The 19887-nt window shown below is 60.1% G+C and carries 16 protein-coding genes; 5 read left to right on the top strand and 11 right to left on the bottom strand.

Annotation, left to right across the window (positions count from 1 at the left end; all coding sequences use genetic code 11):
* Positions 1-57: 57 nt before the first annotated feature.
* Entirely contained in the window at positions 58-1641 is a 1584-nt protein-coding gene (ftsY, locus tag BQ4436_RS09640) for a signal recognition particle-docking protein FtsY (protein ID WP_070977140.1), read from the bottom strand.
* Positions 1642-1719: 78 nt separating this feature from the next.
* Here ftsY and BQ4436_RS09635 point away from each other — a divergent pair, with 78 nt between their 5' ends.
* Positions 1720-2244: an META domain-containing protein gene (locus tag BQ4436_RS09635; RefSeq protein WP_070362267.1), complete on the top strand. Its 525-nt coding sequence runs from the start codon at positions 1720-1722 to the stop codon at positions 2242-2244.
* 15 nt (positions 2245-2259) lie between these two features.
* Here the strand turns inward: BQ4436_RS09635 and smc are convergent, their stop codons facing one another.
* From smc to BQ4436_RS09600, 7 genes are all read right to left on the bottom strand, one after another.
* Complete coding sequence (gene smc, locus BQ4436_RS09630; protein ID WP_070976636.1) at positions 2260-5724, bottom strand: chromosome segregation protein SMC; 3465 nt, start codon at positions 5722-5724, stop codon at positions 2260-2262.
* Positions 5725-5734: 10 nt separating this feature from the next.
* A complete protein-coding gene (locus BQ4436_RS09625; RefSeq protein ID WP_070976635.1) occupies positions 5735-6019 on the bottom strand; it encodes an acylphosphatase in 285 nt (94 codons plus the stop codon).
* A gap of 3 nt (positions 6020-6022) precedes the next feature.
* Complete coding sequence (locus tag BQ4436_RS09620; RefSeq protein WP_070362264.1) at positions 6023-7558, bottom strand: alanine/glycine:cation symporter family protein; 1536 nt, start codon at positions 7556-7558, stop codon at positions 6023-6025.
* 28 nt (positions 7559-7586) lie between these two features.
* Positions 7587-8423, bottom strand: a complete 837-nt coding sequence (mutM, locus tag BQ4436_RS09615; RefSeq protein WP_070976632.1) for a bifunctional DNA-formamidopyrimidine glycosylase/DNA-(apurinic or apyrimidinic site) lyase — start codon at positions 8421-8423, stop codon at positions 7587-7589.
* Between the two features lie 3 nt (positions 8424-8426).
* A complete protein-coding gene (rnc, locus tag BQ4436_RS09610; RefSeq protein ID WP_070976630.1) occupies positions 8427-9212 on the bottom strand; it encodes a ribonuclease III in 786 nt (261 codons plus the stop codon).
* Positions 9209-9745, bottom strand: coding sequence for a YceD family protein (locus BQ4436_RS09605; protein WP_070976628.1), 537 nt, complete (start codon positions 9743-9745; stop codon positions 9209-9211). The genes rnc and BQ4436_RS09605 overlap by 4 nt, the downstream gene beginning before the upstream one ends.
* Positions 9746-9808: 63 nt before the next feature.
* The gene (locus tag BQ4436_RS09600) at positions 9809-10540 is read right to left on the bottom strand and encodes a DivIVA domain-containing protein (protein WP_070363481.1); all 732 of its coding nucleotides are present in this window, start codon (positions 10538-10540) and stop codon (positions 9809-9811) included.
* Positions 10541-10614: 74 nt separating this feature from the next.
* On the opposite strand from BQ4436_RS09600, the gene BQ4436_RS09595 reads away from it, so the two are divergent.
* Complete coding sequence (locus BQ4436_RS09595) at positions 10615-11739, top strand: glycerate kinase family protein (RefSeq protein ID WP_176754850.1); 1125 nt, start codon at positions 10615-10617, stop codon at positions 11737-11739.
* Here the strand turns inward: BQ4436_RS09595 and BQ4436_RS09590 are convergent.
* Positions 11709-12107 (bottom strand): hypothetical protein, encoded by a 399-nt coding sequence (locus BQ4436_RS09590; protein ID WP_070362260.1) that lies wholly within the window; start codon positions 12105-12107, stop codon positions 11709-11711. The two genes, BQ4436_RS09595 and BQ4436_RS09590, sit on opposite strands and share 31 nt — an antisense overlap.
* Positions 12108-12146: 39 nt before the next feature.
* Here BQ4436_RS09590 and BQ4436_RS09585 point away from each other — a divergent pair, with 39 nt between their 5' ends.
* From BQ4436_RS09585 to BQ4436_RS09575, 3 genes are all read left to right on the top strand, one after another.
* Complete coding sequence (locus BQ4436_RS09585) at positions 12147-13469, top strand: DUF4921 family protein (protein ID WP_176754849.1); 1323 nt, start codon at positions 12147-12149, stop codon at positions 13467-13469.
* A gap of 97 nt (positions 13470-13566) precedes the next feature.
* Complete coding sequence (locus BQ4436_RS09580) at positions 13567-14823, top strand: amidohydrolase (RefSeq protein ID WP_070976626.1); 1257 nt, start codon at positions 13567-13569, stop codon at positions 14821-14823.
* Between the two features lie 65 nt (positions 14824-14888).
* Positions 14889-17285 carry a glycogen/starch/alpha-glucan phosphorylase gene (locus tag BQ4436_RS09575; protein WP_070976623.1) on the top strand — a complete coding sequence of 799 codons (2397 nt, stop codon included), beginning with the start codon at positions 14889-14891 and terminating at the stop codon, positions 17283-17285.
* Positions 17286-17424: 139 nt separating this feature from the next.
* Here the strand turns inward: BQ4436_RS09575 and pyk are convergent, their stop codons facing one another.
* Positions 17425-18870: a pyruvate kinase gene (gene pyk, locus BQ4436_RS09570; RefSeq protein WP_070478976.1), complete on the bottom strand. Its 1446-nt coding sequence runs from the start codon at positions 18868-18870 to the stop codon at positions 17425-17427.
* A gap of 110 nt (positions 18871-18980) precedes the next feature.
* Positions 18981-19871, bottom strand: coding sequence for a prolipoprotein diacylglyceryl transferase (gene lgt, locus BQ4436_RS09565; RefSeq protein WP_070976621.1), 891 nt, complete (start codon positions 19869-19871; stop codon positions 18981-18983).
* Positions 19872-19887: the final 16 nt, after the last annotated feature.

Genomic DNA, 19887 nt, shown 5'->3' with positions numbered 1-19887 from the left:
GAGACAGAACGCACCTAGCCTAGCGCCTTTCCGCCCAACTGTTCACATCACGCCAGGCTATCCCAGCAGAGCATCCACAAAGCTCTCTACTTCAAACGGCGCGAGGTCATCGGCGCCTTCGCCAAGACCCACAAGTTTGACCGGCACGCCCAGTTCCTCTTGTACCTGGAACACAATGCCGCCCTTCGCGGTACCGTCCAGCTTCGTCAGCACCACACCGGTGATATCGACGACCTCACGGAACACTCGCGCCTGCGCAATGCCGTTTTGTCCAACCGTTGCATCCAGTACCAGGAGCACCTCATCAACAGTGGATTTCTTTTCGACGACCCGTTTCACCTTACCCAGCTGATCCATCAAGCCAGTCGAGGTGTGCAGACGGCCCGCTGTGTCGACAAGCACGACATCCGCACCCTCTTGCACGCCGGTCGCCACGGCGTCGAACGCGACAGAGGCAGGGTCCGCGCCTTCTGCTCCGCGGACCGTAGAGGCACCTACCCGACGCCCCCACGTCTCCAGCTGGTCTGCCGCAGCAGCGCGGAATGTATCCGCAGCGCCAAGTACCACCGAGTGGCCCATCGCTACGAGTACACGTGCAAGCTTGCCCGTCGTGGTGGTCTTACCCGTGCCGTTGACGCCGACTACCAGGATCACAGCGGGCTTGCCTTCGTTCGGCATTGCGTGAATCGAACGATCGAGCTCTGGCTTCGCGGCTTCGATCAGGGTTTCCCGCAGCATTGCGCGTGCTTCAGCCTCAGATGCCACGCCTCGCTCGGCAATCTTCTGACGCAGTGCATCGGTAATGCGCATGGTCAGATCCGCACCGATATCCGCCATGATGAGGGTGTCTTCGATCTCTTCCCACGCGTCCTCGTCGAGGTCGCCCGCGGTAAGAATGCCAAGCAGCCCTTGGCCAATCGCGTTCTGCGAGCGCGACAGGCGCCCGCGCAGCTTGCCCATCCGGCCTGCGGCTGGCGCGATTGCCTCGACAGGCTCGGAGGAGACTGGTTCGCTGACAATTGCGTCCTCGGTCGGTTCGGCACCGTCTTCCAGGGCACGTTCCGCCCCGTCGACCGTTGCTGCGGCTGCGTCAGCTGCCTCTTGTGCTTCTTCGATGTCTTGGTGTTCGACGTCTGCTTCGTCGGAGGCGGGTTCTGCAGGCGCGGGCGCCTTTGGCTCTTCCGCGACCAGTGTCGGTTCCGGCTCCTTCTCAACCTCAGGTTTCGGTTCTACTGCAGGTTCAGGGTCGACCTGCGGTTCCGGTACAACCACCGGCTCAGGCTTTTCGGACTGAGTTTCCTCAACCGGCTCCGGCTCAGGCTCAGGCTCAGGCGCCGGCTCCTCCTCTACAAGCGGCTCAGGCTCTGGCATTGGCACAGCCTGAGCGGGCTTCGGATCGGAGGGGGCGTCGACACGCGGGATAGGTTCCTTTTCCTTCACTCCTGCTTGAGCGAAATTAAACCCCCCCTTTGCCTGGTAGTTGCCGGACTTTTCCTGCTGGGTAAGTTCTTTCGGCTCCTCGGTCTTTTCAAAGGAAACAGACTTTGCCGATTTCCGTTTATTGCCAACAATGATGATGCCCACAATGAGAATCACGAGCACCACAGCTGCGATTGCAATCCATAACGAGTACGTAGTCATGACTTCCATAGTGCCAAAGGCGCTCAAAAACTGTGTGGAATACCCCATTTATGCCAACAACGTGGTTGAATAAGGTTTATGAATACTCCCCCATTTTTGAAGAATCTGCCACAAGACGTTGCCCAATGGATCCTGCCAGTCCTCACAACACTGATTTCGCTGGCCGTCGGACTTGGCATCATTGCCTCAAGTGGCCAGCTTGGCAGCTCAAAGGTAGACGTGCCGAGCGTTGGCACCGACGCGCCGAAGGAGGCAGTACCAGCGACTGGTGAGGCGCTCACCACCGCGCTGAACACGACCTGGGCACCGCTGCCGTTGTATGACGGCGCTACTGTCCAATTTGTCAAGGAAGATAAGGGCTACGTGCTTGTAGGCGGTCCATGCAACGGCTACGGCGTCGGCTTCACCATTGACGAAGCAACTGGTGCGGTCTCCACGTTCAAGACGCCGACGACGAGGAAGGCATGCCCGTCTGAGGACACCATCTGGGAAAACACCACCAGCGACTTGCTGAAGCAGACCACGAGCCTGAAGGTGCTCGGCCAGGATAAACTCTTCGCAGTTGGTCCTGAGGGAACACTGGAGCTTGTTGTAAAGAACTAACCCCCGCACCCCTATTTACGCGTCCGGATCGGAGTCAGGAGCTGACCCCGCCGGGCGCATTCTTTGTGAGAGCACCCTCGTTACACCATCACCGCGCATGGTGACACCGTAGAGCACATTCGCCACATTCATGGTCGGCTTCTGGTGCGTGATCACAATGAGCTGCGAGTCCTGCCGCAGCTCCTCGAGCAGCGCGATCAATCGGCGCAGATTCACGTCATCGAGCGCTGCCTCCACCTCGTCCAGCACGTAGAACGGGCTCGGGCGCGCTCGGAAAATCGCCACCAGAAACGCCAGAGCAGTCAGCGACTTCTCCCCACCTGAAAGCAGTGACAGCCGCTTGACGCGCTTGCCCGGTGGGCGCGCCTCGATCTCGATGCCGGTGAGCAGCATGTCATCTGGTTCCGTGAGTATCAGGCGGGCTTCCCCACCGGGAAACAGCGTATGGAACACACGTGGAAACTCCTCCTCCACGTCGTGCCATGCATCCGTGAAGAGCTGCAGGATGTGGGCGTCGACATCCTCGATGACGTCGAGCAAGTCCTTTCGAGCCTGAATCACATCGGCAAGCTGGGTAGAGAGGAACGTATAGCGTTCCTCAAGCGCCTTAAACTCTTCGAGAGCCAGCGGGTTCACCTTCCCCAAAGAGCGCAAGTCTTTTTCGGCCTGGCGCAGTCGCTGGGTCTCAGTGGACTCGTCAAAGTCTTCTCCCGGCGCGAAGTTCGCGAGCAAGTCATCGACCGAAATACCGAGCGACTCGACGATCTTCTGCTGAGCTTCCTCAAGACGCACCTTCGCCTGCGACCTTGCAATGTCTGCGGCGTGCGCGCGGTCACTCAACCGATTCAGCTGCTGACGAGCAGCGCTGACCTGCGATCGCTCTTGTTGAATCCTGCCCTGCAGCGCAGCAAGCGTGCGCTGCAGCTCATCGCGCTGCGCGGTGGCTCGCTGTAATGCATCCTGGACTCGCGAGATCAGTACCTCCGTGTGTTCCTTCACGGCTCCGGCGAGCAGGGCTTGGGACCGCCGTCGTGCAACGGCTGCGTCATGACGCGCTTTTGCCTGGCGCTCGTTTTCCGCCTGGCGACGCAACGCATCGCCCTTCCCCGCAATCGCCTGAGCGCGCTGTTGCGTCTCACGAGCAGCGAGAACCGCTTCCAGTTCGAGCGCCTTCGCCTGCGTCAGTTGCTGGGATGCAGCATCGCGTGCCTCGGGCGAAGGGCCTTCCGCAGCAGGAGCGTCGTCGATGCGAGAAAGACGCTCCTGGGTTTCCAGCAGTTGCTCACGGCGCTGAGCGAGCCGCTGCTCTGCCTCCTCAAGCTGCTGCGCGGCACGGACGCGCTCTTGCTCGGCCGTGTCCGATTGCGCAGCCAAGCGCTGATGCTCACGCTGCCACGAAGCAACCTCGGTGTCGTGCTCGCGCAGCGCTGCCTTCGCCGCCGCAACATTCACCCGCGTGTCCTCGGCTGCGAGCTGCGCTCCCTCAAACGTGCCCGAGAGCTCCGCCAACGCGTGCTCTGCGGTGCGTAGGTCTCGCTGTGCGGCTTCAACCTGCGCACTCACCTCGACCGTAGACGCGCTCGCGATGCCTACCGACATCCAGCCTTCGCCGAATAGTGCCCCCTCTCGCGTCACAGCACGCAGTCGTGGGTCTGCCTTCACGACGTCCACGCCCTCCTGCGGCGTCTCCACTACAACAACGTCTGCTAACAGGCGCGCCACGGGGCCCGCGACCGAAACGTCGACGTCGAGGTGGTCGAGGAGCCAGTCATAGCACCCGTCGGTTTCAACACGCCACAGCGCGCCGCCGACTGCCTCAACGATGCTGGCACGATCTGCGGATTGCAGCTGCTCCACAACGTCCAAGTCGCGCTCGCCCACCAATGCCTCACTGAAGCCACCAAGCGCGGCAGCCAGCGCTCCTGCCAGGTCAGCAGGAGCCTTCACCAGTGATGCAAGCGCGGGATAGCCTCCGAGCATCTCCTCCGCGGTACGTGTTGGCATTTGGTGCTGCAGCGTCTCTATCTTCGACTGCAGCGTAAACACCGCCCGCTCATGCTCGCGCTGCTGCGTCTGTAGCTCCTGAAAGCGCTGCTCGGCGGCAGTGAGCTCTGAGCTTGCTTGCTCGTACTCATGGACGAGTGGCCCTCGCCGGGCTTCGAGCTCAGCGATCTTCTCAGCTACCTCCTCGGCTTCGCCGCGGGCGCTGTGGGCCCGCTCGCTGCTGAGTGAAAGCTGCTCTTCAAGCCGGGTTGCCTCTTGCTCACCTCCGAGCACGGCCTGCTGGTGCGCCTCCTCTTGCGCCACCAGCCGCACAACGCCCTCACGGCGATCCGCTACCGCCTGAATCTGCGCCACGTGTTCGCGTTCAGCTTCATCGAACGCAGCCTGGTATTCGGCAACGTCTTCCCGAACAACCTCAAGTCGCTCCGCGGCTTCCTCGGCAGCCTCAATGGCCACCTCATATTCTTCGTCCGCTGCTGCTGCCCGAGCGAGCAGCTCCTCTGGGTCTTGCCCGTGGTACTCAGTCTGCGTGTTCAGGTTGTGCGCGCGTTCCTGTGCGATGCGCAACGTCGCGTTCGCCCGTTCCTCGAGAGATGACAGTGCAAACCAAGTTTCCTGTGACTCCTGGGCACGCGGCTGTACCTCCCGTTGTTCTTCCTCGAGCTGCGCGTACTGCTCCTCAGCGCTCTCGAGCGACGCGGTCACGGTCTCGACCTGTTCTTCGAGCAGCTTCGCACTCTCGTCACTTTGTGCATGCGCTGCCTGCAGCGTGACCATCTGGTGGCCGGCGAGGCGGAGCCGGGCGTCGCGAAGCGTGGCTTGCACAGTCGCGGCGCGCTTCGCGGCTTCGGCCTGGCGCTCCAGCGGTTTGAGCTGCTTGCCAAGCTCATCTGTCAGATCCTGCAGCCTGTCGACGTTGCCTTGCATCGATTGAAGCTTGCGTTGCGCCTTTTCCTTGCGACGCCGATGCTTCAGCACGCCGGCGGCTTCCTCGATGAACGCTCGGCGCTCCTCAGGGCGCGACTCCAAAATCTCAGACAGCTTGCCCTGCCCGACGATGATGTGCATCTCGCGGCCAATACCGGAGTCCGACAACAGCTCCTGAATGTCCATCAGCCGGGCTTTCGAGCCGTTAATTTCGTACTCGGAGGCTCCATCACGGAACATACGTCGCGTGATCGCAACCTCCGTGAAGTCCACTGGAAGGTGCTTATCGCTGTTGTCGAAGGTGAGTGTTACCTCTGCGCGCCCTAGTGGCTTGCGATCCCCCGCTCCCGCGAAGATGACATCCTGCATCTTCCCACCGCGTAGATTCTTCGCACCCTGCTCCCCCATCACCCAGGCAAGCGCGTCGACGACGTTCGATTTACCTGAGCCGTTCGGTCCGACAACAGCGCAGATGCCGGGCTCGAACTTCATCGTCGTCGAAGAAGCGAAGGACTTAAAGCCCTTCAGCGTCAACGATTTCAAATGCATTGTGGTGAGTTTACCGTTCGTGGAAGCCTTCCGCCCCACGAGGCTCACCGTACTGCGCGACTACTATGTCCACGTGGCCCGGTCGTTGCGTTGAGGAGGGCTGTTCTTCCAGTAGTCGCTTCAGCGTATCGACGTCCCCCTCGTCGCCTTCCGCGACCACTTCAACGCGGCCGTCGACAAGATTCTTCGCATACCCCTGTAGGCCGAGCTCCAAGGCCCGGCAGCGGATCCACCAGCGGAACCCGACGCCTTGAACGTGCCCGTGCACAAACGCGGTCATACGAATGGTGGCCATCGGCTACTTCAAACCGCCCTGCTCGTTGTCTTCACCTACGGCGCGGGCCTCGGAAGCCGTGATGCGGTCCTCCAGGCTGCGGCGCGTGACCGGGTCGGAGCCGTCCCAAAACTCTACGTTCTTGACCTCAGGCATCATGTCGCGGTGGAACACCGGGTCGATGCCCTGGACGCGCTGCTCGTTGTAGTTCTTGAGCAGCTTGATGGCGACACCCGCAAGCGGGACGATCGCGATGATGTTGATGATGGCCATCGTGCCCGCCATCGTGTCGCCAAGCGACCACACCAGCGGAATCGAGCCGAACGCTCCGAAGAACACAAAGACGATGACACCGCAGCGGAAAACGTTCAGCACCGTCTTCGAGTCCGAGAGGTACTCAATATTCGCCTGCGCAAGGTAGTAGTTACCGATCACTGACGAGAACGCCAGGAAGAAGAGAATGAACGTGATGAAGTGCGTGCCCCACGCACCCACCGTTGCCGCCAAGGCGGACTGTGTCAGCGATGCACCCTGTACATCATCCAAGCCGTAGTTGATCTCAGGGCCGAGCAGCACGACGAACGCCGTAATCGAGCACACAACGAGGGTGTCGAAGTACACGCCGAGCGTCTGCACCAGTCCCTGCTTCACCGGGTGCGATACCGTCGCAGTAGCCGCTGCGTTCGGAGCGGACCCCTGGCCGGCCTCGTTCGAGAACAGACCACGGCGCATACCCCAGACAAACGCCATACCCAGCGTCGCACCACCAACCTGCTTCAGCCCCAGGGCGTGGCCGACGATCAGCGCGATCATCCCTGGAACTTCCTGAATGTTCAGAATGACTACCAGCAGGCCAACCAGGATGTAGGCGACCGCCATGAACGGAACGACGACCTGCGTGAAGTTCGCGATACGGGTCACACCGCCGAAGATGATGGCAGAAGTCAGGGCAGCAAGGATCACTGCCACAATCAGCTTCAGCGTCATCGAGTCGGAGCCAACAGAACCGCCGACGGCCTCAACGATGGAGTTCGTCTGAATTGCGTTGTACACAAAGCCATAGGTGAACGAGAGCGCAACAGCGAAGATCACGGCGAGCGGGCGCCACCCGAGTCCGCGCGTCATGTAGTAGGCGGGACCACCGTGGTAGTTGCCGCTTTCGTCTTTCGTCTTCCACAGCTGTGCGAGCGTGGACTCAACGAACGCGGTAGCGCCACCCACAATGGCGATCATCCACATCCAGAACACTGCGCCAGGCCCGCCAACCGAGATCGCGAGAGCGACACCAGCGATGTTGCCCGTGCCCACGCGGGAAGCAGCGGAAATGGTAAACGCCTTGAACGCAGAAATACCGCCGTATTCTTCGTCCAAATCGCGCCCGTCGCGGTCTTTGCCCTTCGGGGTCTCAGTGACCGCCTTGAACATTTCCGGAAGCAGTCGGACCTGTACGAACAAGGTACGTAGCCCGAAGTAGACACCCGCAGCAAGCAGGAGCCACGGGACAATGTCCCAGATGATGCCGTTGAGAGTTCCGTCAATGAACTCGGTTGCTTTTTCCATGCGGAGAATCCTAGTCGCAATGACAGGATTATTCGCGATTTTGCTCAGGATCCTGGCATGTTGGGCAGTAATAACTCGACCGCTGGTTCACGACCGTCTTCACAATGGCGTCCCCGCAGCGGGCGCAAGGTTCACCCGCGCGCCCGTAGGCATTCAGCGAGCGGGCAAAATACCCCGAGGCACCATTGACGTTCACGTACAAGGAGTCGAAGCTCGTTCCGCCTTGGGCGAGTGCACGCTCCATGACGTCACGTGATGCGTCGAGAAGCTCGACCGCACTCTCCTGAGCGAGTGTATCTGCCCGTTGCCACGGCGCGACGCGTGCCGCCCACATTGCCTCGTCAGCGTAGATGGATCCAATACCGCTGACTACGGCCTGATTCAACAACACCGTTTTGACCGCAGATCGCTTGTGCCGCATCAACTCTGCAGTTGTATCAACGTCGAAGCCTTCCTCGAACGGGTCCATCGCAATGTGGCTTGCACGTTCTGGGATGCCATCGTCAAGCTCGCAGTACTGCCACGAGCCGAACGTGCGCTGATCCACGAAGACCAGTTCCACGTCGCCCATCCTGGCGCGAATCCGCGCGTGTGGACTGTCCACGCTGCCCGGCGCGCCGACCAGCATCTGTCCGCTCATCCTGAGGTGTACCAGGAGGCAGCCCCCGTCGGAGAGGGTGAGCCAGAGGAATTTGCCGCGACGTCCGGTACCAGTGACGCGAAGCCCAGGCAGGATCGTTGTGAGGTCGACGGTGCTGTCCCTGACTGCTCGGGGATGCGCGACGTCGATGCTGTCGAAGGTCCTGCCAACGATATGCGCGTCGAGGCCTCGGCGAACGACCTCAACTTCGGGCAGTTCAGGCATTGGCTACGCCTTGTCGCGGTTTTGCTGCTCGAGGACAAGCGCCTCTGGGTGCTCTTGGAAGAACGTGACGGCTTCCCTGGCGGCCTCTTGCTCGGCGAGCTTCTTATTCCGCGCTACCCCGCGCCCACGGTTCTTCCCAAGGATCATGGCGTAGGACGTGAATTCGAGGTCGTGCTCGGGGCCTTCAGACGTCGTTTCGTACTCGACCATTGGGATGCCACGTTCCGCGAGGCGTTCCTGCAGCACAGTCTTCCAGTCTTGCCTGTGGCCGTGTGCCGTCGCGTTGTGGAGCTTCTCGTGGAAGAGCTTAAGAATTACGTCGCGGGCTGCTTCGAATCCGTGCTGCCGATAGATCGCGCCAAAGAGCGCCTCCGTCGTATCGGCGAGGATGGACTCTTTGTCCCTGCCACCGGTATGCAACTCGCCTTTTCCAAGCAGCACGTACTTACCAAGCTCGATGCCACGGGCGACATCCGCCAACCCGTAGCGTGACACAATTGAGGCCCGCATCGGGGAGAGCACCGACTCGGAGCTCGAAGGGTAGATCTCGAAGAGCTTCGTGGCTACGGTCAGACCGAGCACTGCGTCTCCGAGAAACTCAAGCCGCTCGTTATTTGGCAGGTAGTCGTGCTCGTTGGCAAAGGAGCGATGCGTCAAGGCGAGTCGCAACAGTTCGTCGTCCAGATCCACACCCAGCCACTCGAGCAGAGGCGCATGGTCTACTTCGGAGAACGCGCTGTTCCACGCTTCTTCGCCGCTGACGCGATTCTTCTTTGAACGCCGGCTCATAGGAACTTCTCCAATCCAGCCCAGCGCGGATCCACCGCGTCGGTTGCTTCGCCGCTGATGCCGTCTGGTGCCGGAACGTCGCTGTCTTCGGGGCATGCAGGCTGGCAGGTCGGGTTAAACGGCAGTGTGAGGCCAGCTTCGTCGACGAAGGCCTGCTCGAGATCAACCGTTTCTTCCACGATGCGCATGATCTCATCCCCGGATCCTGCGTCTTCCTCTACTTCTTCATCACCCTGGATGAAGTCGTCGCCGTTAGAAAACACCTGGGAGACACGCAGCGTTTCCGTCGGCTGCAGGGTGCGCAGGCAACGTACGCACTGCCCTTCCAGTACCGCGGTCACGGTGGCGTCGACCATCACGCCAGAACCAAGCGGGGTCACGGTAGCGTCGACGGCCACTTCCTGGCCTTCCGGAATTGCGATCATCTCTGGCCCGATGCGGGAAGGAGCTGGGCCCACGTTGTGGACAACTACCGGCATGCCGTCGCTGTGCAGAGCGTCAGCTACTTGAATAATGAAAGGATTTTTAGCCATAGCAACCCAAACTCTACATCGGTTTTCTTCCGGAAGTGCTACCTGGTTTTCTCTTGTGCGTTCCTAATGCTCGCCGTAGTCGTAACGCTCCGCGCGTTGGCTGCCGCCTGAGACGCCGGCGCCGCGCCGGAGCGCGGAACGGTCCTTAGATACTGTGCGAAGCACTGCGGAAAGTGACTCCTCAAACTCCGCAAGCTTGGAGTCCACAAACTCGTCGCATTCCCCGCGCAAACGCGAGGACTCCGCGTGCGCCTGCTCGACCAGGCGGTGCGCCTCCTCGTCTGCGCGACGCATGACCTCTGCCTCGGAAACAAGGTGTTCCTGCTGCGCCAAGCCCTCATCAATTGAGCGCTGGTATTCTTTCTGACCGTTTTCAACCAGGCGCTGAGCTTCTTCCTGTGCTCGCGCCACGGTGGCTTCCGCGTCTTCGCGTGCGCGGCTGACCATATCGCGGGAGTCCTCTTCAGCGTTGGTCACCAGCATGGTCGCGTGGGACTGGGCGTCGTCAATCATTTCTTGAGACTGCTCGTTTGCCTCATCCATAATGTGCTTCGCGTCTGCATTGGCTTGAGCCACCAAATCGTCCGCGCGTTCCTGTGCACCATGCAAGATAGCGTCCTGCCGGTCGAGGACATCTTGAGCGTCGTCCATCTCATTCGGGATTGCGTCACGAATATCGTCTAACAGCGCAAGCACTTCGTTGCGCGGCACGAGGCAAGAGCTTGATATTGGCACGCCGTAGGCCTGCTCGACGATTTGGACGAGTTCATCAAGTGCTTCAAAAACGCGATACATGTCGGTCATCGTACCCGAGAACCACTGCGCTGAGTGTGCAACACAACGGAAGGTATGCACTACACTTTGCCCTCATGGATGAAGCATTGCGTACCCCAACCACAGTCACCATCGCCCCAGACGCATTCAAAGGCACGGCGTCGGCTGAGCAGGCCGCAACGTGGATCGGAGAAGGCGTCCGCGAGATATTAAAGGACGCAACCATCAAACTCGCCCCAATGGCCGACGGCGGCGAAGGCACCTCCGAACTGTTCAAGGGCGAGCGCATCACCCTGCCCACCACGGACGCCGCGGGGCGCCTCACGGAGGCTACCTACACCTATGATGCCGCTTCAACCACAGCGTTTATCGACGTCGCTGCCGCCTCTGGGCTACCCGCCGTCGCAGATTCACCAGTTCCGTTGACCGGCGATACCTACGGCACCGGAGTGCTCATCGCCGACGCACAAACCCGTGGCGCAACACGGATCGTGCTCGGCTTGGGCGGCTCGGCAACCACCGATGGTGGCACCGGCATCCTCGTAGCCCTTGGCGCCAACCCCGTCGACGCTGAGGGCTATCAACTCAAGCCTGGCGGCGGCGACCTCGAGCGCCTCGCGGACCTTGATACCGCAAAGGTCAACATTCCCGCAGGCGCGCTCGACTGGGTACTACTCACCGATGTGGATTCGCCCGCTACGGGACCGGAAGGCTCCGCCGCTGTATTTGGACCTCAGAAGGGCGCTTCCGTAGAAGACGTGGCCAAGCTCGACCGCGGGCTGGCCAGGCTGTGCGAAGTAGCAGGTCTCGACCCCACTACTCCGGCCTTCGGGGCTGCGGGTGGAATCGCGATCGGCATCACCTGGTTATCAACGCTCCTGCACGGCGATGCCAGCCACGTCTCCATCTCCCCCGGTGCGCCCGTCATCGCGAACGCCAGCGGGCTCGCAGATCTTATCGCACAGTCCGGACTCGTCATCACCGGCGAGGGACGCTATGACGCCCAAACCGCCGCTGGCAAGGTTGCCAGCACGGTAAGCGACCTTGCCGCTGATGCAGGTGCTGTCTGCGTAATTGTGGCGGGTAGCTTCGACGCCGAACCCGCTGGTGAAGCAATCGCAGTCCCCCTTGAAAACATCGCTGACACCAGTGAGCAACTCCGCCGCGCAGGCCGCGAGGCGGCGATTCGTTACCTGAACACCTCGACGGTCCAGGGGTAAAGCGCAGGCGTCTCAAACTGGTCTTGCTGCTCCAACGCGACGGGGTCTGATGGAAGCTGCGCTCGCGGGGTCAGAATCCGCGACAGGCCCATCGCCAGGCTGTTCAGGCTCCTCGCGCCTTCAACCTCGATGTCGTAGCGCTGGAGGGCGGCACCCTCTTCTTCAGCCGAGACCTGCCTGTCCTGCACGTATGTTGCTTCCAGTTCCTCGGTGACCTCGCTAGGCAACGCTACATGCGGGGTGTACACAACATTTCCGGCAGTGAGTTTTTCGCGCCGCACCAAAATATCGATTGCGCGCTGGTACGCCTCCGCCAACTTTTCTGCCGACGCATCGGGGGCCAGCACATGGAACTGAATGATCGCCATGACGAACAGGCTAATACACCGGGGAGTAACGTAGCAGGTATGACTTTTCCAGTGCACTCGTATCGTGACGCCCTGACGACCATGGCTGACGGCACGATCAAGCAAGTCAACCCATTTTCCGGCACCGAGGTTTGGACGGTCCCAGGCAGAGGAAACCGGCCCCTTTCCCACCCCTCAGGGACCCCGCACCCGCTCAGCGATTCCGACTTTCACGAGCACTGCAACTTCTGCGACGCCCACCAGTTGCGCACCCCGCCGGAGAAGTCGCGCATGGTGCGCACCCGGGATGGTTGGGAGATCGTCCGCAACGCGATGCCCGAAGAGCTCGACGCCACCACCGCCGAGTTCCGCCGCGTACCGAACCTCTTCGAGATAGTCTCCTACGACTACTGGGCAAAGAACTACGGCTACAGCATGCCCCAGTCCCAGCAGGAACACATGGACCGCTACCTCGCGGACCCCGCTGGCAAGGCCCACGTCCTCGACATCGTTCGCACCCGCCTCAAGGCCTCCGGAGAGAATCCCGACCGCGACGAGGCGTCACTTTTGGAGATCGCGCCCGCGTATTTCGGCGGCGGTCACGACGTCATTATTGCTCGACGCCACTTCGTCGACGGCGCCACCGACGACACACAGCTAGCAAGCTCCGGGACACTCACCGAAGACGAGCACGGGGCTTTCTTCAAGTTCACAGTTGATTCCCTCCACGACCTCGTCGTAAAGAATCCCTACTCCCCGTACGTCGTAGTCTTCCAAAACTGGCTTGCGCCTGCCGGCGCCTCCTTCGACCACCTGCACAAGCAGCTCGTCACCGTCGACGCGCGTGGCGTGCAGGCCGAGATGGAGATTGCAAAGCTGCGTCAGAACATCAACATGTACAACGAATGGGGAGTGAACTACGCGTTCTACCACAACCTGGTGATCGCGGAGAACGACTTCGCAATCGCCATCGCAGGCATCGGGCACCGCTACCCCACTGTCTCCATCTATTCCAAGTCCGCAACCTGTGCACCATGGGAGCAGTCGGAGCAGGAAGTGCGCGGTCTGTCGGACCTCGTGCACGCGATCCACGCAGCGATGGGACCCGAGGTCGCGTGCAACGAGGAGTGGCACTACCGGCCTGTGGATCTGGACCTTCCGATGCCATGGAGGGTGAACATTAAGTGGCGTATTTCTACACTCGCGGGGTTCGAAGGCGGCACTAAAATCTACGTCAATACGCTTTCCCCGTTTGATGTTCGTGACAAAATGGTGGACAAACTCTACCGACTCCGCGATGCCGGGAATGTGACAAAGTCGCTGCGTATTGCCACAGAATGTGCCCCGTCACGCAACTCTCTCCTCTACAACCCAGTCCTTTAGACCAAAGTTGTTTATACCTTCCTCCCAAAAGACTGGTATTACTTAATGTGATGGTAGTTAAGCAAGCACGTGCGGAGTGACGCACAGAGGGACGTACATGATCAACATCAACGATATTCTCAACAGTTACGTCGTTGACGAATCGTGGCAGCGTGCATTCTACGAATTCATGCACACCACGCCCGAGCTATCGATGCAAGAAGAGGAGACGCACCAACGGCTCCTCGCCGAACTTACCCAGTTCGACTGCGAAGTAATTGCACCGATTGGGGGCTACGGAATCTGTGCGGTCTTCCACAACGGTGACGGGCCAACTGTACTGTTCCGTGCCGACTTCGATGGGCTCCCAGTTACGGAATCTACCGAAGTTCCATACGCTTCAAAGAAGAAGGTGCGTCTTGAGGACGGCACGAGCGTCGGCACTATGCATGCTTGCGGCCATGACATGCACACCACGGCACTTCTCAGTATGTGCAGTTTTATGGACAACACCCGCCACGCCTGGCGTGGGACGTTCATTGCACTGTTTCAACCAGGAGAAGAGCTGGGGGTAGGGGCAGAAGCGATGGTCAATGACGGACTTCTGGAACGCATCCCACGTCCTGACGTCTGCTTTGGCCAGCATGTGATGCCCGGACCTGCGGGAACCGTGATGTCAAAAGCGGGTCCCCAGTTCGCGGCATGTGACTCCATCAGGATTACGATCCCGGGGCGAAGTGCGCACGGCTCTATGCCACACAACGCCATAGACCCAACGTTTACGGCAGCAATGATCATTGCCCGCCTGCAAGGGCTCGTGGGCCGGGAAGTCGATCCTTCTGACTTCGCAGTCGTCACCGTTGCTAGTTTGCACGCTGGAACGACGAACAACATTATCCCCGACTCCGCGGAACTCGTACTCAACTGCCGCTTTTATCAAAACAAGACAAAAGAGCAGATGTACGCCTCCATCGAGCGGGTTGTTCGTGCAGAGGTGCAAGCATCGGGTGCCACCGATGCGCCTACGTTCGAGTACTTCGCTCACGGAGAACTTATGAGCAATGACGCCGAGGTGTACGCAAAGGTCCGCCAGTCTTTCGACGAGGTTTTCAAGCATGAGTCTGCTGAAGCCGACCGAAAGACAGTGTCTGAGGACTTCCCAGTCATCCCCCTGGCGTTTGACGTGCCGTACTTCTACTGGCTTATCGGGTGCACCCCGAAGGCACAGTGGGATGAAGCCGTTGCGGCAAATAGAGTCGCGGAAGACATTCCAGTCAACCACATGCCGACCTTCTTGCCGGACTACGCACCCACGGTGAAAGCAGCTACCAATGCCGGACTCACGGCAGTTCTGACGTATCTTGCTCAGCCATAGCGCAACGCCGTTCCGGCTGAGCACGACGCATTCCAATTCGACACATCAAGAGATCTGAGGTTTTTATGAAGAACACTGTAGGAACATCGGTACCGGCACTGCAGGACACTGTCGCCGGCCATGTTCGTGGTTTCTCTGGACGCAGCCCGCAGGCATCCACCAATAACAAGTTTTGGACTGGCCTCTCGGCCGCCGTTGTGGAGCAGATTGCCGACAAGTGGGATGCAACCCAAAAGGCCTACTCGGCTACTCGTCAGCAGGCGTACTTCTCCGCAGAGTTCCTCCAAGGCCGCGCACTGCTGAACAACCTCACGAACCTGGGCATGGTGGAAGAGGCTGAGGCTGCAGCAGCAGAGCTCGGCCACAACCTGACCGATGTCCTCGAGGCAGAGCACGATGCCGCGCTGGGCAACGGTGGCCTTGGCCGCCTCGCGGCGTGCTTCCTGGACTCCGCAGTGACGCAGGACTACCCGGTCACCGGCTACGGCCTGCTCTACCGCTACGGCCTGTTCCGCCAGGAGTTCGTCGATGGCTTCCAGAAGGAGCACCCAGATTCCTGGAAGGAATCGTTCTACCCGTTCGTTGTTGAGCGCACCTCCCAGCAGCGCATCGTGAAGTTCGACGACATGACGGTTCGAGCAGTACCGTTCGACATGCCGATTACCGGCTACGGCACCGATAACGTTGGTACCCTTCGTCTGTGGGACGCATCCCCAATCCACGAGTTCGACTACGATGCGTTCAACTCGCAGCGTTTCTCCGACGCCATCCTGGAGCGCGAGGCTGTCCACGACATCACCCGCGTGCTCTACCCGAACGACACCACGTACGCTGGCAAGGTGCTCCGCGTACGCCAGCAGTACTTCTTCGTCTCTGCTTCGCTGCAGGAGATGATCGACAACTACATCGAGCACCACGGCGAGGATCTGAGCAAGTTCCACGAGTACAACTCAGTGCAGCTCAACGACACCCACCCGGTGCTGGCGGTTCCGGAACTCATGCGCCTGCTCATGGATGAGCACGGCCTGGGCTGGGATGAGGCGTGGAACGTCACCACCCAGACCTTCGCGTACACGAACCACACCGTGCTCCAGGAGGCTCTGGAGACTTGGGACGAGTCCATCTTCAAGCAGCTGTTCTGGCGTATCTGGGAAATTGTCCTGGAGATTGACCGCCGCTACCGCCTCGACATGGAGTCCCGTGGCATTGGCCCGGAGGACGCACACCACTACTCCCCAGTCCACGACGGCAAGGTGCACATGGCGTGGATCGCCTGCTACGCTTCGTACTCCGTGAACGGCGTGGCTGCGCTGCACACCGAGATCCTGAAGCGCGACACACTCAACTACTGGTACTCCATGTATCCAGAGCGCTTCAACAACAAGACCAACGGTGTCACCCCACGTCGCTGGCTGCGTATGTGCAACCCGCGTCTCGCATCCCTGCTCGACCGCCTGTCTGGTTCTGATGAGTGGACCACGGACCTGTCCAAGCTGAAGGAGCTGCGCAAGTACGCTGATGATCCTGCAGTGCTCAAGGAACTGCGGGAGATCAAGGCTGCTAACAAGCAAGACTTCGCTCGCTGGATCGAGCAGCGTCAGGGTTCTGTCATCGACCCGGACTCCGTCTACGATACGCAGATCAAGCGTCTGCACGAGTACAAGCGTCAGCTGATGAACGCGCTGTACATCATCGACTTGTACTTCCGCATCAAGGAAGACGGCGAGACCGACGTACCGAAGCGCACCTTTATCTTCGGCGCGAAGGCTGCACCTGGTTACACGATGGCAAAGGGGATCATCAAGCTCATCAACGCCATCGGCGAGCTGGTGAACAACGACCCAGTCGTCTCGAAGTACCTGCACGTGGTCTTCGTGGAGAACTACAACGTCTCCCCTGCTGAGCACATCATCCCGGCAACGGATGTTTCCGAGCAGATCTCGACGGCCGGCAAGGAGGCGTCGGGCACCTCGAACATGAAGTTCATGATGAACGGTGCGCTGACCTTGGGCACGATGGACGGCGCAAACGTGGAAATCGTCGACGCTGTCGGCGAAGAGAACGCCTACATCTTCGGCGCTCTCGAGGAGGATCTGCCTGAGCTGCAGCGCTCCTATGACCCGAAGGCTACCGCCGAGCAGACCCCAGGCCTGCACCGTGTGCTCAACGCACTGGTCGACGGCACCCTGGACGACTGCGGCACCGGCGCGTTCCACAACATCCGTGCTTCCCTGCTCGAGGGCTTCGGCTTCGACGAAGCCGACGTCTACTACGTGCTGGGCGACTTCGCGGACTACCGCGCAACCCGCGACCGCATGGCCAAGGAGTACTACGAGGACCCAGATGCATGGGCACGCAAGTGCTGGATCAACATCTGCGAATCCGGTCGCTTCTCCTCTGACCGCACGATCCGCGATTACGCGAACGAGGTCTGGAAGATCGAGCCGACGCCGATTAACTAGCCTGTAGCTCCTACTACAAAAGGCCTGCCGCTGTTGCTTCGCGGCAGGCCTTTTATATGTCCCCATGGATTTAGCGAGCTACAAGCCGAGATGAAAAACACCCCGGAGCAGCTGCCCGGGGTGTTCTCCGATTTGGAACTTAGTCTTGTTCCTCTTCCTTCTTCTTCGACCAGTAAGCCTCCTCGCCCAGCTGGTGGACGTGGACCGTGTTGGTCGAGCCTGCAACTCCTGGAGGGGTACCTGCAACCATCACCATGGTGTCATTCTCCTGGTACTCATCCATCGCCAGCAGGTACTTGTCAACGGTGGCGATCATGTCATCCGTGCTGTGCACCGGCGGGCACAGGAAGGTCTCCACGCCCCAGGTCAGTGCGAGCTGCGAGCGAACCTCCTGCTTCGGAGTAAACACGAGCAGCGGCAGGTCTGGGCGCAGGCGCGCAACGCGTCGAGCGGTGTCGCCGGTCGCGGTGAACGCCACGATTGCGCGTGCGTGCAGACGGTTTGCCACATCGTTCGCCGAGTAGGAGATCACACCACGGCGAGTACGCGGGATGTGGTTCAGAGGCGGCACCTTGTCCATTGCCTCAGCGGAACGGACAATGCGGCTCATCGTGCGGACCACGTTGTGCGGGTCAACGCCAACGGAGGTCTCACCGGAGAGCATGACGGCGTCTGCACCGTCGAGCACGGCGTTCGCAACGTCGGAAGCCTCAGCGCGCGTCGGACGCGAGTTATCAATCATCGAATCCAGCATCTGCGTAGCGACGATGACCGGCTTCGCGTTTTCACGAGCGATCTGGATGACGCGCTTCTGCACACCTGGAACAAGTTCAAGCGGAATTTCAACGCCGAGGTCGCCACGGGCAACCATCACGGCGTCGAATGCCAGGATGATTGACTCCAGGGCGTCGACTGCTTCTGGCTTCTCCAGCTTCGCGATGACTGGGACACGACGGCCAACTTCGTCCATGATCTCATGAACCAGGTCAACATCTGCCGGCGAGCGCACGAAGGACAGCGCGACGACGTCGACACCCATCTTGAGTGCGAACCGCAGGTCCGCCTTGTCCTTCTCAGACAACGCCGGGACGGAGATGTCCATCCCCGGCAGGGAAACACCCTTGTTGTTGGAAACAGGGCCACCTTCGGTCACGCGGCAGACAACGTCGTTGCCGTCGACTTCGACACAGACCAGACCGACCTTGCCGTCGTCGACGAGCAGGCGATCGCCCGGCTTCGCGTCCTTGGCGAGGTTCTTGTAAGTCGTCGAGACTCGGTCGTGCGTGCCTGGCACGTCATCGACTGTGATGCGGACCGTTTCGCCCGTCTCCCAGACGGTGGCGCCTTCTTCAAAGCGCCCAAGACGGATTTTCGGACCCTGAAGGTCGGCGAGGATGCCAACTGCGTGTCCCGTTTCATCGGTGGCTTCGCGGACCCAGCGGTAGTTCTGCTCGTGGTCCGGATAGTCGCCGTGGGAGAAGTTGAGGCGGGCGACATCCATGCCGTCGCGCACAAGTCCGAGGATTGCTTCTTTGCTGGCCACAGCAGGGCCAAGCGTACATACGATCTTTGTTCTTCTATCCACGAGATCCAACCTAGTAGCGATTCAACAATTACCGGTGGTTTCAAGGCCAGATAGTGTGTGAATTCTCCACTGCCGTATCGTGTGGCCTATCTTCCACTTCGGATACCACCCTACCCCGAATCACGATTCGTATCATCATTATCGTTGTGAGCGAGTTCCTTCTCGGCTTCTCTCCCACGTGGCAATAGGAAGAAAATCCCAAGTGAAACAACAAAAAGCAGGCCTGAAACCCACGTGTTCACACGCAACCCCAAAATTAGTGTTGCGGCGTCAGTACGCATCAACTCGATTGCGAATCGGCCCATCGTGTAACCAGCAACGTATAGCCAAAATACCCTGCCATGTCCGAGCCTGAAGTGCTTATCTGCCCAAAGCAGGAAAGCAAACACAAGCAGATTCCACACCAACTCGTAGAGGAACGTCGGGTGAACGCTCGCTATGACCTCACCGGTAGAACGCCCTGTCAGCGGAGCGAACGCCCCTTGCTCGTCAACGCGGTAGTAGATATCCAACGCCCACGGTACCGTCGTTTCAGCACCATAGAGTTCCTGATTGAACCAGTTCCCAAGGCGCCCCACCGCCTGGGCCAACACGATGCCTGGCGCCAGCGCATCCGCAACAGGCCCAACAGCAATCTTCTTCCACCGCAGCAGCAACCACACGCTCGCCGCGCCCAGTGCGACTGCGCCCCAAATGCCCAGTCCTCCAGCAGTAATGTTCAGAGCTTGTAGGGGATCTTTCCCGGGGCCGAAATACTTCTCGTGGTCCGTCAGCACATGGTAGAGCCGACCACCAACAATGCCCATTGGGATAGCGACGATCGCCGCGTCCCAAATCACGTCGGGATCACCACCACGCGCACGATAGCGCCGCGTGCCCACCCACATTGCAAGCAGGATGCCGGTGATGATGCACAGCGCGTACGCCCTCACTGGGAACCAGCCAATGTGCCACACACCCTGTGGTGGCGAGGGAATGTTTGCCAGAATCGTAGTTTGCACGCCCCCTAGTGTGCCT

This window comes from Corynebacterium sp. MC3 (assembly GCF_900099485.1).
Taxonomy (GTDB): Bacteria; Actinomycetota; Actinomycetes; order Mycobacteriales; family Mycobacteriaceae; genus Corynebacterium; species Corynebacterium pseudogenitalium.
This window is presented reverse-complemented; position numbering and strand designations above follow the sequence as displayed.

Coding starts and splice junctions, on each gene's coding strand:
- mutM (WP_070976632.1), bottom strand. CDS start 8,423: ATGCCTGAACTGCCCGAAGTTGAGGTCGTTCGCCGAGGCCTCGACGCG.
- BQ4436_RS09620 (WP_070362264.1), bottom strand. CDS start 7,558: ATGGAAAAAGCAACCGAGTTCATTGACGGAACTCTCAACGGCATCATC.
- BQ4436_RS09585 (WP_176754849.1), top strand. CDS start 12,147: ATGACTTTTCCAGTGCACTCGTATCGTGACGCCCTGACGACCATGGCT.
- BQ4436_RS09600 (WP_070363481.1), bottom strand. CDS start 10,540: ATGTATCGCGTTTTTGAAGCACTTGATGAACTCGTCCAAATCGTCGAG.
- BQ4436_RS09635 (WP_070362267.1), top strand. CDS start 1,720: ATGAATACTCCCCCATTTTTGAAGAATCTGCCACAAGACGTTGCCCAA.
- BQ4436_RS09575 (WP_070976623.1), top strand. CDS start 14,889: ATGAAGAACACTGTAGGAACATCGGTACCGGCACTGCAGGACACTGTC.
- ftsY (WP_070977140.1), bottom strand. CDS start 1,641: ATGACTACGTACTCGTTATGGATTGCAATCGCAGCTGTGGTGCTCGTG.
- BQ4436_RS09595 (WP_176754850.1), top strand. CDS start 10,615: ATGGATGAAGCATTGCGTACCCCAACCACAGTCACCATCGCCCCAGAC.
- BQ4436_RS09580 (WP_070976626.1), top strand. CDS start 13,567: ATGATCAACATCAACGATATTCTCAACAGTTACGTCGTTGACGAATCG.
- rnc (WP_070976630.1), bottom strand. CDS start 9,212: ATGAGCCGGCGTTCAAAGAAGAATCGCGTCAGCGGCGAAGAAGCGTGG.
- BQ4436_RS09590 (WP_070362260.1), bottom strand. CDS start 12,107: ATGGCGATCATTCAGTTCCATGTGCTGGCCCCCGATGCGTCGGCAGAA.
- smc (WP_070976636.1), bottom strand. CDS start 5,724: ATGCATTTGAAATCGTTGACGCTGAAGGGCTTTAAGTCCTTCGCTTCT.
- BQ4436_RS09605 (WP_070976628.1), bottom strand. CDS start 9,745: ATGGCTAAAAATCCTTTCATTATTCAAGTAGCTGACGCTCTGCACAGC.
- BQ4436_RS09625 (WP_070976635.1), bottom strand. CDS start 6,019: ATGGCCACCATTCGTATGACCGCGTTTGTGCACGGGCACGTTCAAGGC.